This window comes from Shewanella marisflavi (assembly GCF_002215585.1).
GTDB classification, from domain to species: domain Bacteria; phylum Pseudomonadota; class Gammaproteobacteria; order Enterobacterales; family Shewanellaceae; genus Shewanella; species Shewanella marisflavi.
The window spans coordinates 930,505-950,604 of the sequence record NZ_CP022272.1 but is presented as its reverse complement, the minus strand read 5'-3'; the positions used below and the strand labels follow the sequence as shown (position 1 = coordinate 950,604).

Here is a 20,100-nt window from a genome sequence, read left to right as displayed (position 1 = left end):
AACATGGCAAACATACACTGGAAACGCATCGTCGTTAAGGTGGGAAGTGCCTTGATTGCTCCCCACAAACAAGGATGCAGTAGTCATTACCTACTGGGTATCGCCCAATTTATTGCGAACTGTCGCGCCCAGGGAGTCCAGGTTGTCCTGGTCTCCTCAGGCTCTGTCGCTGCAGGTTGGCACAGGCTGGGCAATGTAGACCAGCCTAGCGTATCGCAAAAGAAAGCGATGGCGGCCGCCGGTCAGGCAGACATGATGGCCACTTGGGATAAGTTGTTTGACTTTCCCTCGGCCCAGCTACTGGTTACCCACGGGGATCTCAGGGACCGCGAGCGCTATATCAGCATTAAAAACACCCTATTCAGCCTGCTGGATCACGGCCTATTGCCCATAGTCAATGAAAACGACGCCGTGACCACAGACACCTTACGGGTGGGCGATAACGACAACCTCTCGGCTATGGTTGCAGCTGCGTCCGATGCCGATGCCTTAATCATCTGTTCGGACGTTAAGGGGCTCTATACCAAGAACCCTCAGCTGCACGACGATGCCAAGCTGATCAAGCAGGTAACAGAGATCAACGCTGATATCTACGCCATGGCAGGCGGCGCCACCAGTCAGGTCGGTACCGGCGGCATGCGCACTAAGATTGAAGCGGCCGAAAAGGCGATCGCCCACGGCATTGAGACGGTGATCGTCAATGGCTTCGACCCAGATGCCTTTAACCAACTATTAAAGGGGCAAAACCCGGGCACGCTGTTCACCCCGTTTGAACAGCCAATGCAAGAGCATGTGCACTGGATGACCCATACCTCACAGGCCCAGGGGGAACTGATTGTCGAAAATAACTTCGATGGGCCCTTGGACGAACATGAAACACAACTGACCAGTGACGATGTAGTGGCCGTAAAAGGCAACTTTTCCGTCGGCGATACAGTATTAGTGCGCAAAGGCGATGGCACTAAACTGGCCAAGGCACAAGCCAACTACAGCAGTTGTTTACTGAATTTCATCGCAAAACAGGAAGACAGGGAGTTTGCCCACGATGTGGAACAGCAAACCGGCCCGATCCTCAGCGATAAGAACATCGCCATATTGGAGTAAATATGAGCATTATTAAAACGTTATCACAAGATGCCGCAAAGGCGGCACAGGCACTAGCCCTAGTCGACGCCCAGACCAAAAACACCATACTGCTGGATATGGCGCGATCCCTACGCGACAACAGTTTTGAGATCCGTAGTGCCAACCTTATCGATCTTGCCAATGCCGAAAAAGCTGGGCTTAGCGCAGCCATGATGGACAGGCTAACGCTTAATGTCGAGCGTATCGAGGCAATGGCCCAGGGGATTGAGAACATAGCTTCACTGCCCGATCCGATCGGCGAGCAGCGTCCACTGAGTACCCGTCCTAACGGACTGAACATCAGCAAGATGCGCGTTCCTCTCGGGGTGGTCTGCATGATTTACGAGGCGCGACCTAATGTTACCGCCGATGCCGGAGCACTTTGTTTTAAATCCGGTAATGCCGTGGTGCTAAGGGGCGGTAAAGAGGCGCTGAACACCAGCAAGGTGATCGCCGCCATCTTACAAAAAGTCCTTAAGCAATATGGCCTGCCAGCGGCGCTAATCGCCGTGGTTCCTGATCCAGATAGAGATCTGATGATGGAGCTGATGCAGCAGCGCGATTTTATCGATGTCATTATCCCCCGAGGTGGAGAAGGCCTGATTAACTTTGTGACTGAGAATAGTAAAATCCCGGTTATTCAGCACTTTAAAGGTGTTTGTCACCTGTATGTCGACAAAGATGCCGATCTGGATAAGGCCTTAGCCCTGTTGCTTAACGGCAAGACCCAGCGCACCGGAGTGTGTAACGCCCTCGAAGGCTTGTTAGTCCACAGAGATGTTGCTCCTCAGTTTCTTGCCATGGCCTCGACTGCACTGGCTAAGCATAAGGTGAAGATCAACTGCTGTCATGAGACTCAGCAGTACTTCAGCGATGCCCAGGTATTGCAAGAGGAGGAGTTTGGTCAGGAGTATCTGGATCTAGAACTTGCCGTGCGCCAGGTGAGCGATTTCGATCACGCCGTCGATCATATTCGCCGTTTCGGCAGTAACCATACCGAGGTGATCTGCACCGAAAATGAGCTGACGGCCAAACGCTTTCAGCGCACGGTTGATGCCTCTGTGGTCATGGTCAATGCCTCGTCACGCTTCTCAGATGGTGGCGAGTTAGGCTTAGGCGCCGAAATTGGCATTGCCACCACTAAGCTACACGCCTATGGCCCTATGGGACTGGAGTCGCTGACCACAGAAAAATATCTGGTCGAAGGCGACGGACAGATCCGCGCCTAAGATAAACCCAACGAGCAAACTCACCAAGAGGAGGCCTTCTATCTCTTATCAAGACACAGGCTTAAATCCCCAGTTGCGCATCGCCTTCATCGGCGGTGGCAACATGGCCCAAGCCATTATTCGCGGCCTGATCAAACATGGCCATCGTAGCGAGCAGATCCTCGTCTGTGCGCCGAGCCAGAAAACCCGCAGCGCCTTGGTAAAACGCTTTAACGTCAAGGTGCACTCAGATAACAGTGCTGCAGTGGCCTTTGCCGACATCATTATCTTGGCGGTAAAACCCTTTATCGTGCCCTTAGTGTGTGATGAACTGCGCCCGGCTCTGGCGCCGCTGTGTCAGCAAAAACTGCTCATCTCTATCGCGGCAGGGCTGACCCATGCCAGCATTACAGACAAGCTGCCTCAGGGCTCCAAGCTAGTCTGCGCCATGCCTAATCTGCCGACGGCGATAGGTAAAGGGTTAACCGGCCTCTTTGTTCCTAACCAGGAAGATAGAATGGCGTTTAGCGACGCCGATAAGCTGATGAACGCCGTAGGCGACACAGTTTGGCTCGATGATGAAAGCCAGATGTCCAGCATAGTGGCGACGGCCGGTAGTTCACCCGCCTACTTCTTCCTGTTTTTAGAAGCGATGGAAAAGGCCGCGATTGCACAGGGCTTACCGCCAAAAACCGCCAGCAAGGCGGTGCTGCAGAGCGCTATGGGCGCCGTTTCTATGGCGATCGCCAGTCAGGAAAACCTGTCAACTCTGCGCCATCAGGTAACTTCACCTAAGGGGACGACTGAGCAGGCCGTACTGGCCTTTCAGCACGGCGAGCTAGATGAGTTAGTCGCCAGGGCAATGGATAGCGCAGCACGTAGGGCAAGGGAATTGTCGCTCGGCTAAAGGGGCCCCTCCCCGATAAAGATCCCCACAGAAACAAAAGGCGCGCCCAATCAAGAGCGCGCCTTTTGTTTATCTCGCCAGAGATATCCCTAGCTATTTCGCCATGCAGTTGGCGTAGTAGGTCACAGTCGCCGGCCAGTCACTGAATACGCCTATCACCCCAACCTCTTTTGCGAGCACATCCAACAACTCGAAAGCCTTGCCTTCATCCTTGATCGCCTCTGTGATGCTCTGATAGTACCAGCCACCCCCTTGGGTCAGCAGACCAGAGCGCTCCAAAGTCCAGGTGATGATCTTTAGCCCGGCGGCATTGGCTGCCTTGGCATATTCAGAAGGCACTATCTTGCCCTCATCGTCCAGCGTAACCAATACCCACAGTGGCGGTGCGATGATCTGCACGCCATCTGCCGCCAGGCTATCCATGCTCGGCGACCAGGTGGCGCTGTCTTGCGGATCGAAATCGCTCAAATCGTATCTGTCATCGAGATAAACCGCCTGCTGACCAAACTCAGGCGCATTGGCAATCCAATACTTTACATCCGCCAGATTGAAAGACTGGGGATAGACGCTTGATGGCGAAACCCCAGCCGCCTGATATTCATCCAACATCATCTGAGCATAATCTTCTTGTGTCATACCATCGAACGGCATAGCCACACTCGGCGCCTTAAGTTCGGGAGTCATCTTGACCCCGGCGGCCTTAAACATGGCGATACTCTCGGCATGGGTCATCAGAGTGCCGTCTCCGGCGTAGAGATCCGTGCGCCAGTTGGCGGTGCCCGCCATATAGGCTTCTACCGTGGTGGCATTGGGGTTAGCGCCATCCATCTTGCCTTTGAGACGCCTGAAATCCGCCAGGGTGATATCGCTGGTACAACAGGTTGCGCTGGCACTCACGCCATTAACAGGATCGGCCGGGGTAAAGGGTACGCTGCACTTGGCCGCGATATCGTCGATGGCCAAGATATTAGTAGTGGTCGACAGATCGCACTGAGAGTGGCGACACACCAACGCCTTGTCGGCAGTAAAGGTCACATCACACTCCACTACGCCAGCGCCTGAATCGATGGCGGCCTGATAAGACTCTTTAGTATGCTCTGGAAACTGCATGGCGGCACCGCGATGCCCAATAGAAAAGTCGCTGCGATAGAAAGGCCCCTGACGACATTGCTCCAGCTGGCTCTTGAGTTCCCCATCGACCATCTGATCCATCAGAAACAGAGGTCTGAGTCCCACCTGAGCCGACACCTGTTTGTCGATCCCCATTACGGCAGCGAGCGGATTGCTCTCGACCTGATTGTCATCATCACTACTGTTACATGCTGTCAGGCTAAAGCTGCCCAATAGTATGCCCGCTAAGGCCATAAGATTAGCTGTTTGATTTGGCAATCGATTATCCCCTCATTTAACAATATTTGCGCAGGGATACTAGTCAGTACAGATGACAGTTAGACCTAATTAATATGACAATTTGCCGCAGGCCGACTTAGAGCAGTTTGGACTGCAAGCAGGCCAGTAACACCTCGGGTGCATCCAAACTCATATCATGTCCACAATCGGGCAACACCAATGCTTGGGTGCGATAAAAACTTGCCAGCGAACGGGCGCAACTTGGGTCGGCGAGCTTATCCTCGGCGCCGCACAGCACCACCACAGGAATACTCTCAAACTTTGGCGCCTTGAAACGCGCGCAGGCGATAAGCTGGCGAATACCATTTCCCAGGCTGGTATGCCGCTCATTGCGCCAGCGGCTCCAGTTAGCGATCAATACCAAATTGTCGCCATGATAGCGGCTGGTGTATTGCAGCACACAGGTCTCCACCAGGCTGAGGCGGCAGCTCAACTGTGTCAGCTTGAGTCGTATGGCCCCCAGCAACGCCCTAAGCAGCGGCAACAAACGAAAGCGCCTATACCAAGGCGAGAGGTTAGCCGCGCTGCTATTGAGCAGCACCACCTGACGGATACAGTCAGGGTAACGCCTGGCCAGCGCGAGCGCCGTCATGCCGCCCATAGAAAGACCAATCAACACCACAGACTTGCCCTTAAAGGGACTGATGTGAGGCGTGACCTGAGACCACACCCTGTCACAATAGCCGTCGATAGTCATCGGGCTAATCTCATCGGCGAGACGGCCGTTCCCCGGGAGATCGACACAAACCACCTGCTCGCCAGCAGCCATTAATCGCTCGGCGAACCCTTGCCAGTGACGCTCGTCACGCATCAAGCCTCTAAGCAATACTAAGGTTCTCATCTTACTCCTCGATTAAACCAAAGCCTTAACCCTTCGTCGGTCAGTCGAATCAGCTCAGGCGGGGTGATCTGCTCAAGTACCTCGCCATAAGCGGCATTGAGCAGAAACTGCATTAACACCAGATGACGGCGCAAGATCCTGTGATGCCTGTGGGATGCCTGAGGGTTAAAATAGCCGGCGAAATTCAGCAGCTGGCGAGGATTTTTTCGCACCCAGGCCCACGACCCCATCTCTAAGGTTAGCGGCACAAAAGGCACCTTGCAGTCAGAACTCGCCACTAGATGATCCCAAATATCCCCATGGGTAGTATAAAAATGGCTCTGGGGCGCCAATTGATAGTGCCCATGATAGGGATAGCTGGTCTCGAACAACTTATGCAATTGATACACGTAACCGATACCGCCAAAGGGATCGCAGGTGTGGGCATGAGGGAACCAGAGGTGATCCTTAAGACCAAAACCCGAGTGCGCATCTAAGGCCAGCAAACTGCTACTGCGACTATGCAGTGCCTTGACATAATCCACCAGCGCCCGAGTCTCACCTTCCATCCCCTCGCCACGATACCAAGGTAAATGTTTTGAGATACGCTGGCCGCCCAGCAAAAAGGTGACGCGCTGCTTCGCCTCAATAGGGGCGTTACGCATCAAATCCACATTTTGACCATTACCGCGACTGCCACGTAAAAATCCCGCAGGGTTCACTATTGGGACAAAGGCCAAACGCACCTTGTTGAGCAGCGCCTGCAAATGGGTGTCCCATGGCAGACGATTGAGTAAACTGCCCAGAAAGGCCAGCACCACCTGGGCACCGATGCGCTCGACGCCGTGTACACCGCCCACAAACAGCACACAAGGCGCGTGACTCTCTTGTGAACCCAGCTCGATTGCGGTCACCGACAGCGGTTCACCGCGATAATAAAAATCCAGTAAGGAGCGATGACGAAAATGCGCCTGATGTTGGGCGATTAACCGCTTAAGGGTATCGATTTCAAAAGCATGCTCGAAGGAAAACCGGCTCATATCCCCAGGTTAACACTGCTGTTCCGTGAGCCTAACTTACCCCGCCAATGCGACAGAGAGATGACACTCAATAGGTCTGAAAATCAATCTAAAAGTAGGTTCTATCCGAATAGTCATAAAGCCATTCGGGGCGATAAACCACCATCAAGGTCACCGCCATACCATTGAGCAAGGCTTCTGGAAAAGCCAATAAAGGGATCAGCAAAATATAGTTATCGACAAGGTAAGCCCAGTCATAGTCTGTACTGAGATAGAGCCAGGTCGACCAACAGAGAATATGAAAGATGATACATAAGAAGGCGTTAAGAAAGGCGCCGCAAAAGATATAGACAAACAGGTGGTGCGGCAGATACTTAAATACCTGGCTGTAGACCACATAACAGAGAAACAGGGGGAGAGCTATCGCCACCAGGCTATAGATGGCAAAGTCCAGCGGCAGTTTGAGCATAAAGGTGGCAAAAAAGGCCACGGGTAACAGCAGTGCTAAGGTGGCCAAACGCCAGCCAAACATCAGCATTAGGGTCACCAGACCAAGAAAATGTGCGTGAATTCCCGGCGTGATGCTGGCATCAATCAGCCACAGGGCGTTGATGAAGAAGATGGCCAACAGCAGTCGCGTTTGCAGAGCCTTGTCTTTAAGCAGGCTCTTCACATCTTCACTGGGCCAAATAGCCCACAACCAAAGCGCCAGCAATGCCATGGCAAGCACCTGATCGACATCAAGCTGCCACTCAATCTCACTCCATCTCTGTAGTAAGAATGCCATCATAGTTTCTTCATATCCCCTAAGACACTAGCTGCCAACGTTAATTCTCACTCCATCTCTGTAGTAAGAATCCTGTCATTGCTTTTCATCCCTTCTACAGCTAAAACGCCAACTGCCAACGTTAATCCTCACTCCATCTCTGTAGTAAGAATGTTGTCATTGCTTTTCATCCCTTCTACAGCTAAAACGCCAACTGCCAACGTTAATCCTCACTCCATCTCTGTAGTAAGAATGCTGTCATTGCTTTTCATCCTCTATAAAGCTAAAACGCCAACTGCCAACGTTAATCCTCACTCCACCTCTGCAGTAAGAATGCCATCATAGTTTCTTCATATCCCCTAAGACACTAGCTGCCAACGTTAATCCTCACTCCACCTCTGTAGTAAGAATGCTGTCATAGTTTCTTCATCCCCCCAAGACACTAGCTGCCAACGTTAATCCTCACTCCATCTCTGTAGTAAGAATGCTGTCATTCCTTTTCATCCCCCCTAAGACTTTAGCTGCCAACGTTAATCCTCACTCCACCTCTGCAGTAAGAATGCTGTCATTGCTTTTTATACCCTCTAAAGCTAACAGCCAGAAAATCAACGTCTTCTCCTGTGCGCTAACCCTAACATAGACTCAAACAAGGCGTCACACTCCCTAATTGCAGCAAAATTAAGCTTACCTAACTAAAAAGGTACTGGAAATCACCAGATAAGCCACTGTTAATCGCCGTAAATTTGGGTAATAATTCTCATACGCAAAGAAGAAAGGGACATCATGCTCAAGTATTGGTACAAAGACTTTGCCCAATATCCACCGGGGCACAGAGACTATTGGCGAACTCGTTTAATAGGTCATACTCTGCTACTTAGCAGCTCCTTCTTCCTGGTGCTGACCCTGCTCAATATCTTCTATTTCGAAAGCTATGAGTACGCCGCCTTAGACGCTAGCGGCTTGCTAATCTCCCTATCGATCCTGCTGTTCTTTAACAGAACCGCCAACGTTAACCTCGCCTCCTGGGCGGTGACCCTGATGGTCACGGGATTAATCCTGCTATTTGTTGCCTCGGTGGGTGGCTATGCCCATTCTCTCTATTGGGCCACCCTGATCCCGCCGTTCGCCTTCTTCCTCCTTGGCCGTCAAAGAGGCAGCCTAATTTGCCTTATCGCCTTCGGTGTGTGCGCCTATATAGTCTATGGCCAGATCCAGGAGGCTAAGCCCGTCACCTTCGGCATGGGTTCGCTATTCAATGTTATCGAGGTATCGATTGCCCATATTATGCTGTTTCGTTTCTACGAGGGCACCCGCTCCTCGGCCTATCGTCAGCTGGCCGAGCGCAACGCCAAGATCCAGAAGCTGGCGGAAACCGACAAGCTGACCGGTCTCTACAACAGGGAGAAGCTCGACTTAACGCTAGAGCAAGGCGTACAGCAAAGCCATCATCAACAAATGCCCCTTAGCCTACTGATTCTCGATGTAGATTACTTCAAGCAGATTAATGATGCCTACGGCCACCTGGCCGGAGATCAGGTACTGTGCCAGCTGGCCGACAGCCTAAAGAGCCTGATCCGTCAAGGTGACTTTCTTGCCCGCTGGGGTGGAGAAGAGTTTGTGATCATACTGCCAGAGACCACACTGCCTCAGGCAATGAAACTGGCAGAACAATTACGCCAAGATGTGGCAAGCCAAAAGTTTGCCGCCCAATCACTAACCATCAGCGTAGGCGTGTCTGCATTAAGGAGTGATGACACCACCAAGTCGCTGATCAACCGCGCCGACAATGCCCTCTATCAGGCCAAACACTGCGGCCGAAACCGAGTCGTGGCCGAAACCCAAAGCCCAACTCAGCCAGCTGAGCACAGAGCCCTCAACGATTAATACCAAAGCCTATTGCTACCAAGACCTATTGCTACCAAGCCATGGCACGACTAAACCATGGCACAACCAAGCCATGGCCAAGCTAAAGCAGACTAAAATTAAGTAGTAGCCCTAAGTTAGTTAGAGTTAGCCCTTCAGACAGAGGGGCTAACTATCCTGGTTAGCCGTTATAAAGTTGCTCGGTAAAAGTCAGGCCAAGAGACAATAGGTTATAATTTTAATGACACGAGATCTGATATACTGGATCACTCCTTTCAAGCTAGCATCTCCCGGGCTAAATCACACAGCCAAGGCTCCTTTAGAGGATTGAACTTAGCGCCAAATGCAACTCCAAATAAGGAATAACACAATGCTAGTCACCTTTAAAACCAAGCACTACGCCGATATCACACTGTTTGGCGATGTAGCACAAACCTTTTTAACAATACTCGGCCACAGTACATCTGTGCCGGGCGCGATACGTGCCGAAGATGTACCAGCCGCCCTCTCCCGGCTGCAACAGGCGGTAGCCAATGCGCCAACAGAGCCCCCACAGGCAGAAGAGGATGAAGACCAAGGCCCCTTTGTCAGTCTCAGGCAGCGTGCATTGCCCCTTATCGAGCTATTCGAATCGGCGGCCAGCAACAATCAGAATGTGATGTGGGAATAATCCCAAAAAATGCCTTTAAGCAGTCCTTTATGACTTATCGAGTCAGCCGCTCGATGATCTGTCTGTGCTGGGGATAGGCATTTAGCAGAGTTTGCCTCTCGAACAGCTCAAAATCCTCGAAGGTAAACCCAGGTGATACCATACAACCTACCAAGGAAAACCCCGGGTTATTCATGGCCGAGCCGAAGATACAACCCTTAGGCACCAGAAATTGTGGCCGCTGCCCAGCGGCGACATCTAGCCCCAGCTGAGCCGTGGTTAAGCAGCCCTCCTCATCGATCATATAAATGGTCAAGGGCTCACCACCATGGAAATACCACATCTCATCGGCGGTCAAACGGTGAAAATGAGACACTTCGCCAGTACGCAGTAGAAAATAGATACTGGTCCACAGCTGACGTTTGTCGTCAAACTGCTCCAGCGCCCGGTAGGAAGAGCGGTAATAACCCCCTTCGACATGCTGCTCTAACTCAAGCTCTTTAATGAAGTAATCCGCGCCCTGCATAGCGACTCCTTATTCTCGATATCCTGATGCTCTAGGCTTAACGCACCCTAACAGGGCGGGCATTGCTCTTAGACTAACTTATCTTGTCATCTAAGGCTGTGACCAACGCCAAGACCAACACCAAGACATCTCTGCGTAGACACTCAGCCTCAAACTGGGCGGTAACTTCCAATTTCGGCCAACCTGACATTAAGCTGTGTATTCTTTTATTACAATTGTCTGGCTGATAACCGTTTTAACTTTGTTGTTCACCTTGGTAAGCTTCTACCGCCGTACCTTTAAAACCAAAAAAATAACTCAGTAAGGAAGAGAGCACCAATGAAAAAATCCCTAATCGCTATAGCCTTAACCACCGCTGTTCTCGGTGGCTGCAGCAACCAAGATACCCGTTCTAACAATGCTGCTTCATCAGAAGTGGTCGCCCCATCTCAGGCCAAAGCCGAATTAGGCAGTTTTGGTGTCGATCTCACAGCCCGTAACCTTGATGTCAAACCGGGCGACGATTTCTTCATGTATGCCAGCGGTACTTGGTATGACAACTTCGTCATGCCGGCTGACAAAACCCGTTACGGCGCCTTTAATGCCTTGGCTGAGCGCAGTGAAGTTCAGGTAAAAGAGATTATTGATGATATCGCCAGCCGTCAGGAGCTTAATGCAGAAGAGCAACTAATCGCTAACTTCTACAAGGCTTACATGGATATCGATAACATCAACAAACTGGGTATCAGCCCGGTTCAGCCAACCTTAGATCAAATTGCCGCTATCAAATCGACCGATGATCTTACTAAAGTCTTTGGTAATGCCTGGTTAGAGGGAATTAGCGCGCCTATTGGTGGTGGTATGTGGTTTAACCGCCTCAATCCTGATCAATATGAGATGTCTATCGGTGCCGGTGGCCTGGGTCTCCCGGATCGCTCTTACTATTTGGAAGACAGTGAACGTTTCGTCAAGATTCGAGAAGCTTACTTAGCCCACATCATCAAAATGCTTGAATTTGCTGGTGTTAAAGATGCGGCTCCTCGTGCAGAGGCCATCTTAGCGTTAGAAACCAAAATCGCTGAAGGCCATTGGCCACGTGAGAAACGCCGTAACCGCGACCTCACCTTAAACCAGATCAAGCGTGATCAACTCAGCACTGAGTATCCAGGTTTTAACTGGGATATCTATTTCGCCGAGACAGGTTATAAAGTCCCTCAGCTTAACATCTCTCAGCCAGAACCGATTAAGGCGATGATCGAACTGATCAATAATGAGGCGTTAACGGTTTGGCAGGATTACCTGACATTCCACGCCGTCAGTGATAACGCCGAACTCTTGTCAGATGAGATCTACACCACTTACTTCGACTTCTACGGCAAGACATTAAACGGACAGCAAGAGCCTCGTCCACGCTGGAAGCGCGCAGTAGAGCAAATGTCAGGTACCCAGTCATTAGGCTTTGCCATAGGTAAAGTTTACGTCAAACGTTACTTCCCAGAATCATCGAAGCAGCAGATGGCTGAGCTGGTGGAAAACCTGCGCACCGCCATGGGGCAGCGTATCGATGGTTTAGATTGGATGGGTGAAGAAACCAAAGTCAATGCTCACGCAAAACTGGCCTCTTTCAATCCTAAAATTGGTTATCCTGATGTTTGGCAAGAGTTTGATGGCCTGACCATCAGCAACAACGACTTAGTGGGTAACATTAAAAATCTAAGAACCTTCTTCCGTGAAGACAGCGTCGCCAAAGAGCTGCAAAAAACTGATCGCAACCGTTGGGGCATGACACCACAGCGTGTAAATGCTTACTACAATAGCTCGTTTAACGAAATTGTGTTCCCTGCAGCCATTCTGCAACCACCATTTTTCGATCCTAATGCCGATCCAGCCGTTAACTATGGCGGTATCGGCGCTGTGATAGGCCATGAAATGGGACACGGTTTCGATGACCAGGGTTCTAAGTCTGACGCTAACGGTATCCAACGTAACTGGTGGACAGATGCCGATCGCGCAGCATTTGAAACCAAAGCCGATCAACTTGCGGCCCAGTACAGCAAGTATGAGCCAATCGAAGGTAACTTCGTTAATGGTCGTAACAGCTTAGGGGAAAACATAGGTGACGTGGGTGGCCTGGCGATGGCCTATCACGCTTACAAACTGAGCCTTAATGGTAAAGAAGCTCCCGTTATCGACGGTCTGACCGGCGATCAACGTTTCTTCTTAGCGTGGGCTCAGGTATGGAAAGAGAAGCGCACCGAACAGAGCATGCTTAACCAGCTTCGCGGCGGCACCCATGCGCCTGGGCGTTACCGCGCTCTTGCACCGCGTAACCATGATGCCTGGTATAAGGCATTCGATGTTAAGCCAGGAGATGCCCTGTACCTGCCTGAAGATCAACGCGTGAAGATCTGGTAAACCAATAAAAATGCCTGTGATTTTGTTTAAGTAGCTAAATCGATACTAATAACTTAAATACTGGGCATGATGGTTTACCTCTGAGAGGCCCCTAAGACTCATATAGGGGGCATTTAATTAAGCCCGCGGTGTCATGCCGCGGGCTTAATTTTTTATACCAACATCTTAGTGACGTGAGACGCCTTTACGCACCATCTCTTTACCCTGCTCAAACACTTCATCGGTGATCCAGCGGGCATGCAAGAGTTTGTGGTTCTTATCGAATACGGCCACAAAATGACGGCCATCGGCATTATTGGTCGCCATGCCGACACCTTCTACGCCTTCCAGTCCCAAACCACCATTCTCCACCGCCAACAGAAAGCTGGCTAAATCGTCCAGGTTATCGATTACAGTCTTATCATCACTCATGACTTTGCTTCTCATCTTATCCGCCTGCAAACAGGCTCTACTTAATGCCGCGTACTCTACCCCGACTCAGCCTGGATGTGAACCCAGGAGCCGCGAATGTCCCAGGTTTTATCCCCACGCAGCCTAGCCGAAAAAGCCACTCACGTGCCCTCAGTTAGAGTAAAGCAGACTCTGTCTGGGGCTGCATGAGAAAAAACTCAATAAAAGAATATGTTAGAGACAGTGTTAGCCTAGGTAAGAAGAATGTCGATTCGAATCGATGAGCAGCGGCGGACTGTTCGTCCCTATAGCGAAAACCGACTATTATTCCCGGCTGTCATTCTCGGCTAACATTCCCGACTATCATAGTGGCACGCGAGTATTGCGCCCACATTAACAATAAGCTTAGCTCGCATATTCGCAGCAAAGCTGTTATCAATTCAATGGCTTTGAGTCTTGATAGTGTCCATCGTATTTCGGAAGAGAAATCACCTGATATGAATAAATTGTATTATGTTTACGATCCTATGTGCTCCTGGTGCTGGGGATTCAAACCAACCTGGGAGAAAATCGAGCAAGCGCTATCAGGTGACATCGAAATAGTGTATCTGCTTGGCGGACTTGCGCCAGATAGCGACCAGCCAATGCCCATTGCGATGCAAAAGCAAATTGCCGCTTATTGGCACAAAATTGAAACCCTGCTGGGCACTGAATTTAATCACGAATTTTGGACGCTCAACACACCGAGACGCGCAACCTATCCGGCCTGCCGAGCCATACTCGCCGCTCGCGCCCAACAGGCTGAAATCTTGATGTTAAATGCCATACAAAAGGCCTATTACCTACAGGCACGTAATCCTAGTGACAACCCTGTGTTAATCGATTTAGCCAACACACTTGGATTAGATAAGACTAAATTCAGCGCAGACTTGCAGCATGACAAGACACAAGAAGCCCTATTAGCTGAAATCCAATTTGCACGCTCAATCGGTGGCAATAGTTTTCCTTCCCTGTTTGTGCAAACCGCTACAGGCATCACGCCAATCCCCATTGACTACCAAAATGCCGGCACCTGTATTGAGCAGATAAAACAGGCCAATACAAATTAGAAAGAACCGAGTATTTGCAAAGCCTCAATGACTGTCTATCTAAGCTCATTCAATGATGCTCTAAAAACAACATGCGAAATAATCAGAATATACGGGGAAGCCATGGGCATTAACGATTCGCTTTATCAGTCACACTCACTAATCACATCAATTCGATTATAATTTTTTATTTAATCACCCCGCTTCACAACAAATCATCTATAAATCTTGGCCGTCAAATAAATATCATTTCAACTAACCTAATCACTTCCTTTAAATCAAACACGCTAATTTTACCCTCCGAACTTCTCCTTTTTCAGATAAAACAAATGTATCAGAGCTGATACAGATACAAAGTGTCACGAAAAAATAGAACATCATTGTTTTTTCATACTGTTCCCTGCAACACCCCCGACACATAAGGGTTTGCAGCAAGTCACCAAATAAAACAGCACCTCCCTCATCATTTTGAAAATAAACACTCACACCAATAACCCGCCAGGCCAAATAAATTGATTCAACTAAAGCTGCAACATTTTACAGTGCCAATATTAAGTGAGATAAAAAAAACCAACATTAAACACTAAGAAATCCTTAAAAATAGACATCACACAATAGCCTTGTATAAAAAAACAAGCATTATTGGTGACAGTTGAATCTTTACAAGGATGTTAATAGCTTGTATCTGACTGCGGGTTTAACACGCACATAAAGCACACATTGCAATCAATACTTTCTATAGGGATTAATTAAATTGAACATGGAAAAACAATTTAAACTTAAAAAAGCCTCATTGGCGGTTTTAGGGGCAATATCCATTGGATCAGCAGGATATGCCCTCGCCGATATTGGTATGGAAAAAACAAGCAAAGGCGGCTTCTATACTCCCACCTTCACGTCAGAGGAAGTCATAGAGTTTAACCAACAACGAAAGGCCCATGAAAATGGCGAAGTCTTTGCTGGCAAACCAGGACAAGTCAATCGACACAGTCAAACCAATAAAAATGTATTTACCTTTGATGACTCCATTAAAGGTGAGCATGTGTTCATTGTGCAATTACATGATGATCCTGTGGCAACATACAAAGGTGATATCAAAGGTTATGCCGCTACCGCGGTAACAGCGTCAGCCTCAATCCAGGCTCGCTCAAGCATTGACATCAATAGTCGCTCGGTAAAAAGCTACCAAAGCTTACTAAAACAAAAACAACAAAGTGTATTATCAAAAGCTCAAGGTAAAGGCGCTAACCTAAATCTACTCAGCCAATACACCCTGGCCAACAATGCAATGGCTGTTCGGATGACGCAACGTGATGCGGCCTTGCTTGCACAAACGGCAGGGGTGAAGAAGATCACCCCAAGCCGCATATTTGATTTAAAAACCGATCGCGGGCCTGAATTCATCGGTGCTAAAGAACTCTGGCAAGGCAATACTGACGCGGGTCTTAGTGTTAAGGGTGAAGGCATGGTGGTCGGTATTATCGATACCGGTATCAATACAGACCATCCTGCTTTTGCATCAGATGATGATTTTGCCGCGAATAACCCACTAGGCGCAGGTAATTTCCTAGGTGATTGTGTGCAAGACAGCACACTGTGTAACGATAAACTGATTGGGGTTTACTCATACAATACGATCACCAAGGTCTACGACGCCCCTGAGTTTCAAGAATACTCATGGCAAACTAAGCAAATTCGCCCGGAAAATGGGGAAGACTATAATGGCCATGGCTCGCATACCGCAAGTACAGCAGCGGGTAACAGCTTAACCAATATTCCACTGCAAGCCAGTAACGGCGAAGCCGTGAGTGACGGTGTCGATCTGCCTTTCACTTTTGAATCAACCTCAGGCGTTGCTCCCCGCGCTCACATCGTTTCATACCAGGTGTGTTACCCAGGTAGCGGTGGAGATGCTTATGCAGGCTGTCCTGAAGAAGCTATTTTAGCGGCTTTTGAAGATGCGATTAAAGACGGTGTTGATGTCATCAACTTCTCCATTGGTGGCGGTGAAAGCTTTCCTTGGGAAGATCCGATGGAGCTCGCCTTCTTAGCGGCCCGTGAGGCTGGGATCTCTGTAGCAGCGGCCGCTGGTAACTCTGGTCCAAGTTTCTACTCTGCCGACCACACCTCTCCTTGGGTCACCACTGTGGGTGCTTCAACCCATGATAGAACGCTAAACGCAGGCAACACGACAATTACGGGCTTTGAAGGTGATGCCCCAAGCTATCGCATTCCATCGAGTGACATTTCAGGTAAAGGGTTTACCAGTGAACTCTCAGGTACTTTTGTACTAGCTGAAAACTATCCGGATCCCGATCTGAATGATGGATACACAGCAGCTAGCTGTAACGTACCTTTCCCTGCGGGAACTTTCACTAGCGATCAAATTGTTGTGTGTGAGCGAGGCGATATTGCGCGTGTGGACAAAGCCGTCAATGTTCAAGCCGGCGGTGCGGGCGGTATCGTGTTACAGAACATGAGCTACGGCGACAGATTGGTAGCCGATAAGTTTGTGATTCCCGGTATCAATGTCGCTGCGAGTGACCGTTACAAAATCAAAAACTGGATTAAATACAGTAGTGAAGGAACGGCAAAAGCAACCATCACAACCCACAGTAATGATTACGATCTAACGCCTGAAAACGGTAACCTGCTGGCACTCTTCAGCTCTATGGGACCGAGTCGTTATATTGACAATCTAGTGCCTGACTTAACGGCGCCAGGCGTTAATATCTATGCCGCAAACGCGGATGATCAGCCATTTACTAACGCTCCTCGTTCTAGCGATTGGACCATGATGAGCGGTACCTCTATGGCATCACCACATGTTGCTGGTGCCATGACGCTATTGACACAGCTACATCCTGATTGGACCCCCGCTGAAATTCAATCTGCACTGATGTTGACTGCCAACGAAGTCAAATATCAGCCATACAGCGGTGCTGAGCCAGCATCTTTGCCATATCACTTTATGGCTGGTGCGGGCGCCATCGATGTCGCTAAAGCGGCAGAAACTGGCTTAATCATGGATGAAACCATAGATAACTATTTAGATGCCAATCCAAACAATGGCGGTATCGCGAATTGGTTAAACCTACCTTCGATGGTTGATAGTCAGTGTGAAAGTGAGTGCACCTGGATGCGCACTGTCACAGCAACCAAAGATGGTTCTTGGGTCGTATCAACCACCACAAAAGGTGATGGTGCTTCACTCACTGTCTCTCCGAGTGAGTTTACCTTGAAAAAAGGCGAGTCTCGTTCAATTTTAGTGACGATGAAGGTCCCAGGTCGTGTCTCTAATGCGATAGAGCCGAATGAACCAGAAAGCCCATGGGAAATGTCGAATGACTATATGCCATACAATGGCACAGTGATTTTAACTGAGACGAGCAATAACTCACCTGAGCTACACATGCCTGTCGTTAGCTTCTCAAAGCCGACTGAACTCCCCCATGAGAAAAAGCTTACCATTAACCGTAATACGGGTTCAGAGACCTTCACGGTCAACACTGATAATTACAGCCAGTTTACTCCTAGAATGTATGGCTTAGTTCAGCCAACGACCTCGACCGTAGAGCTAGATGAAGTAAGACCTTTCTTCGATCAAGATTATATTGATAGAGGTTGGAGCATCCAGCAGATCACGGTTCCGGAAGGCACTAAGCGCTTAATCGTGGAAGTACTCTCATCTGAAGAAATCAATCCAGAAGATGAGCTTAACCCACGTTATATCCATTCGCATCCAATGCTAACCTTAGGTCTTGATGCTAATAACAATGGCACTTTCATTCCGTCACAAGAAGAGCAAGATGAAAATCAGCAAGCGCTTCAAATGGAATACTTTAGTGAACTTGTGTGTCAGTCCTCTTCAGAATCAATACACAACTACTGCAACATTATTGATCCGACGCCAGGCACCTATTGGCTAGCCGTCACCAATATTGGCGGTAACAATAAACGCCATGAAGTGACGACCGGTTATGCCATGCTTGCCGAGCAAAGCGATAACAATAACCTCACGCTAACGGGTCCTGCAGCTCATGATGGTATTGGTAACTATGAAATTAGCCTAAATTGGGATATTCCTGATGCAATGGAAGGCGACGTCTACTATGGCGGTTTCGACATGGGCAATATGCCTGGCGAAGAAGGCACTCTTGGGTTTACCTCGGTTAAATTAACCCGTGGTAGCGACCTGGTTAGCTTTGATGTCAGTCAAACTAAAGCCCGTGTAATGGATGTTATCGATATCACTGTCGATGTGCTGCCAAATATGGAGTCAAATGATCGCACTTATGATTTCAATTTGAGTGTTCCTGAAGGCATGCGTCTGGTACCTAGTACCTTAATATCCAGTAACCAGGAAGTGATGGATGCCATTACCATCGATGAGCAAGGCCTAAGCTTAAAAGGAACTCAGGCCTCTACACGTAATATTCAAAGAGAATATGTCGTCACCAATAGCCTGAGCGATCAGCAGTGTAAAACACCACTTATCGATGAATACTCAACGGGTGGTTATATCGATCTGCGTGAGTTTGGTTTACAACCCGTGCATGATTGGTATGTGGGAAGCAATCGAGACTATTACGATATCCCAATGTGGTGGTTATTCTGGGGCATGGAGAGTGAACAGCTAAAACTCTATAACCAAGATAACGCTGGGTTCTTAAGAATGCACCCTGTGGGCGCTATGCAGTTTAATACCGCTTATTGGGCAATGCGTATGCACCGAGGTCCTGGATTCTTATACGAGTCTATAGCACCTTTCTGGCGTGGCGATTTCGAAATGAATCACCGCAGAAACCCTGAAGATCCTTGGGGTCTAACCATCGCAGCTCAATACAACAGCGAGCGTCCAGATATTGGTGATATGCTATTCCTTGAGTTCGATAACGTCACAGACAAGACCACGGGCGATCAATATGACTATCAAGTCATCATGAGTCCAAGCATCAATTTCAATCCACAGCGATATGAAATCATGTTTGCCTACGACAACTTAGGTGCAAACTTGGCAAAAGGTGCTGTATTCATTGAAGGCTTTGACAGTACATTCTCGAAAAATGCTGGCCCTAAAGATGGCTATCTATACAGCATGATTGGTTTCGATGACTTAGATGAAAAACTGTCTGATGACCTAGTGATCTGTTTTGATTACATGGGACCTGAAGCCAGTGCCATTCAATTGAGTATGAAAGCCGTTGTTCAACCACAAGCTGTTGGTCAAACGCTGGATGTTTCAATGGATTACACCATTGAAGGCGACTCAATGAAAACCACTGTGGGCGCCATCGAAGTACCAAGCAACATCAAGCTTGCCGAGATGCCTGATTTAACGGTTGAAGAAGACGGTATTATCGAAGGTATTGAAGTGGTATACGTCGACGCCAATAAAGTGAACAACACTATTATCGTTAGTGGCGACAATGTTGAAGCGACAGTGGAAGGTAACAGCTTCTCACTACAGCCTAAGCAAAACTTTAGTGGCGAAACCCTTGTCACAGTCACAGTTCAAGATAACGAATATGTGAGTGACAGTGTTTCAACCAGTTTCACTTTAACCGTGATGGGAACCAACGATACACCTGAAGCGAAAGTCACAACAGATTCGGTGCAGGCAAAAGAGGGTGATGTCATTACCTTAGATGCGTCACTTAGCACTGACTATGATGGCGATCAGCTCACTTATCGCTGGGAAGGTCCGGGTGAAATTAGCAATGCTGATCAAGCAATCGCTAGCGTAACTGGACTAAGTGTGGGTGAGCATAACTTTAACGTCACGGTAAGTGACGGTGAGTTAGAGTCTGTCGCCAGCATTACCGTTAGGGTTGATGCAGGTGATAGCAGCACATCGAGCTCTGGTGGTAGCCTAGGTTGGTTCACCTTGATGCTATTGGGTTTAGCAGGTCTGGGCCGTCGTCAAAAGTAATAT

14 protein-coding genes are annotated in these 20,100 nt (G+C 49.0%); 8 read left to right on the top strand and 6 right to left on the bottom strand.

Translation table 11 applies throughout. The features are described from left to right. The first annotated feature begins 3 nt into the window (after positions 1 to 3). The 3 genes from proB (at position 4) to proC (ending at position 3,240) form a co-directional block, all read left to right on the top strand. Positions 4 to 1,104 (top strand): glutamate 5-kinase, encoded by a 1,101-nt coding sequence (gene proB, locus CFF01_RS04205; protein ID WP_033539673.1) that lies wholly within the window; start codon positions 4 to 6, stop codon positions 1,102 to 1,104. A gap of 2 nt (positions 1,105 to 1,106) precedes the next feature. Beyond that, positions 1,107 to 2,354 carry a glutamate-5-semialdehyde dehydrogenase gene (locus tag CFF01_RS04200; protein ID WP_033539674.1) on the top strand — a complete coding sequence of 416 codons (1,248 nt, stop codon included), beginning with the start codon at positions 1,107 to 1,109 and terminating at the stop codon, positions 2,352 to 2,354. A 73-nt stretch (positions 2,355 to 2,427) separates the two neighbouring features. Continuing rightward, positions 2,428 to 3,240, top strand: coding sequence for a pyrroline-5-carboxylate reductase (gene proC / locus CFF01_RS04195; protein ID WP_033539675.1), 813 nt, complete (start codon positions 2,428 to 2,430; stop codon positions 3,238 to 3,240). 93 nt (positions 3,241 to 3,333) lie between these two features. Here the strand turns inward: proC and CFF01_RS04190 are convergent, their stop codons facing one another. The 4 genes from CFF01_RS04190 to CFF01_RS04175 form a co-directional block, all read right to left on the bottom strand. Further along, on the bottom strand, positions 3,334 to 4,605 hold the full coding sequence (locus tag CFF01_RS04190) for a glycerophosphodiester phosphodiesterase family protein (RefSeq protein WP_408640511.1): 1,272 nt from the start codon (positions 4,603 to 4,605) through the stop codon (positions 3,334 to 3,336). 121 nt (positions 4,606 to 4,726) lie between these two features. After that, positions 4,727 to 5,491, bottom strand: a complete 765-nt coding sequence (locus CFF01_RS04185) for an alpha/beta fold hydrolase (protein ID WP_088903975.1) — start codon at positions 5,489 to 5,491, stop codon at positions 4,727 to 4,729. Beyond that, complete coding sequence (locus CFF01_RS04180; protein ID WP_088903974.1) at positions 5,488 to 6,510, bottom strand: DUF2817 domain-containing protein; 1,023 nt, start codon at positions 6,508 to 6,510, stop codon at positions 5,488 to 5,490. The genes CFF01_RS04185 and CFF01_RS04180 overlap by 4 nt, the downstream gene beginning before the upstream one ends. Positions 6,511 to 6,598: 88 nt before the next feature. Continuing rightward, positions 6,599 to 7,279, bottom strand: a complete 681-nt coding sequence (locus CFF01_RS04175) for an energy-coupling factor ABC transporter permease (protein ID WP_088903973.1) — start codon at positions 7,277 to 7,279, stop codon at positions 6,599 to 6,601. A 759-nt stretch (positions 7,280 to 8,038) separates the two neighbouring features. Between CFF01_RS04175 and CFF01_RS04170 the strand changes: the two genes are divergently transcribed. Further along, a complete protein-coding gene (locus CFF01_RS04170) occupies positions 8,039 to 9,139 on the top strand; it encodes a GGDEF domain-containing protein (protein ID WP_088903972.1) in 1,101 nt (366 codons plus the stop codon). Positions 9,140 to 9,488: 349 nt separating this feature from the next. Beyond that, on the top strand, positions 9,489 to 9,788 hold the full coding sequence (locus tag CFF01_RS04165) for a DUF1840 domain-containing protein (RefSeq protein WP_088903971.1): 300 nt from the start codon (positions 9,489 to 9,491) through the stop codon (positions 9,786 to 9,788). A 34-nt stretch (positions 9,789 to 9,822) separates the two neighbouring features. Here CFF01_RS04165 and CFF01_RS04160 read toward each other — a convergent pair whose 3' ends face one another. After that, positions 9,823 to 10,293, bottom strand: a complete 471-nt coding sequence (locus CFF01_RS04160; RefSeq protein ID WP_033539682.1) for a cupin domain-containing protein — start codon at positions 10,291 to 10,293, stop codon at positions 9,823 to 9,825. 318 nt (positions 10,294 to 10,611) lie between these two features. On the opposite strand from CFF01_RS04160, the gene CFF01_RS04155 reads away from it, so the two are divergent. Continuing rightward, complete coding sequence (locus CFF01_RS04155) at positions 10,612 to 12,687, top strand: M13 family metallopeptidase (RefSeq protein ID WP_088903970.1); 2,076 nt, start codon at positions 10,612 to 10,614, stop codon at positions 12,685 to 12,687. A gap of 165 nt (positions 12,688 to 12,852) precedes the next feature. Here CFF01_RS04155 and CFF01_RS04150 read toward each other — a convergent pair whose 3' ends face one another. Next, the gene (locus CFF01_RS04150; protein WP_088905872.1) at positions 12,853 to 13,098 is read right to left on the bottom strand and encodes a hypothetical protein; all 246 of its coding nucleotides are present in this window, start codon (positions 13,096 to 13,098) and stop codon (positions 12,853 to 12,855) included. Positions 13,099 to 13,445: 347 nt separating this feature from the next. Here CFF01_RS04150 and CFF01_RS04145 point away from each other — a divergent pair, with 347 nt between their 5' ends. Both CFF01_RS04145 and CFF01_RS04140 read left to right on the top strand, forming a co-directional pair. Then, entirely contained in the window at positions 13,446 to 14,186 is a 741-nt protein-coding gene (locus tag CFF01_RS04145; protein WP_232479503.1) for a DsbA family protein, read from the top strand. 832 nt (positions 14,187 to 15,018) lie between these two features. After that, complete coding sequence (locus CFF01_RS04140) at positions 15,019 to 20,097, top strand: S8 family serine peptidase (RefSeq protein ID WP_232479502.1); 5,079 nt, start codon at positions 15,019 to 15,021, stop codon at positions 20,095 to 20,097. Positions 20,098 to 20,100 lie beyond the last annotated feature (3 nt).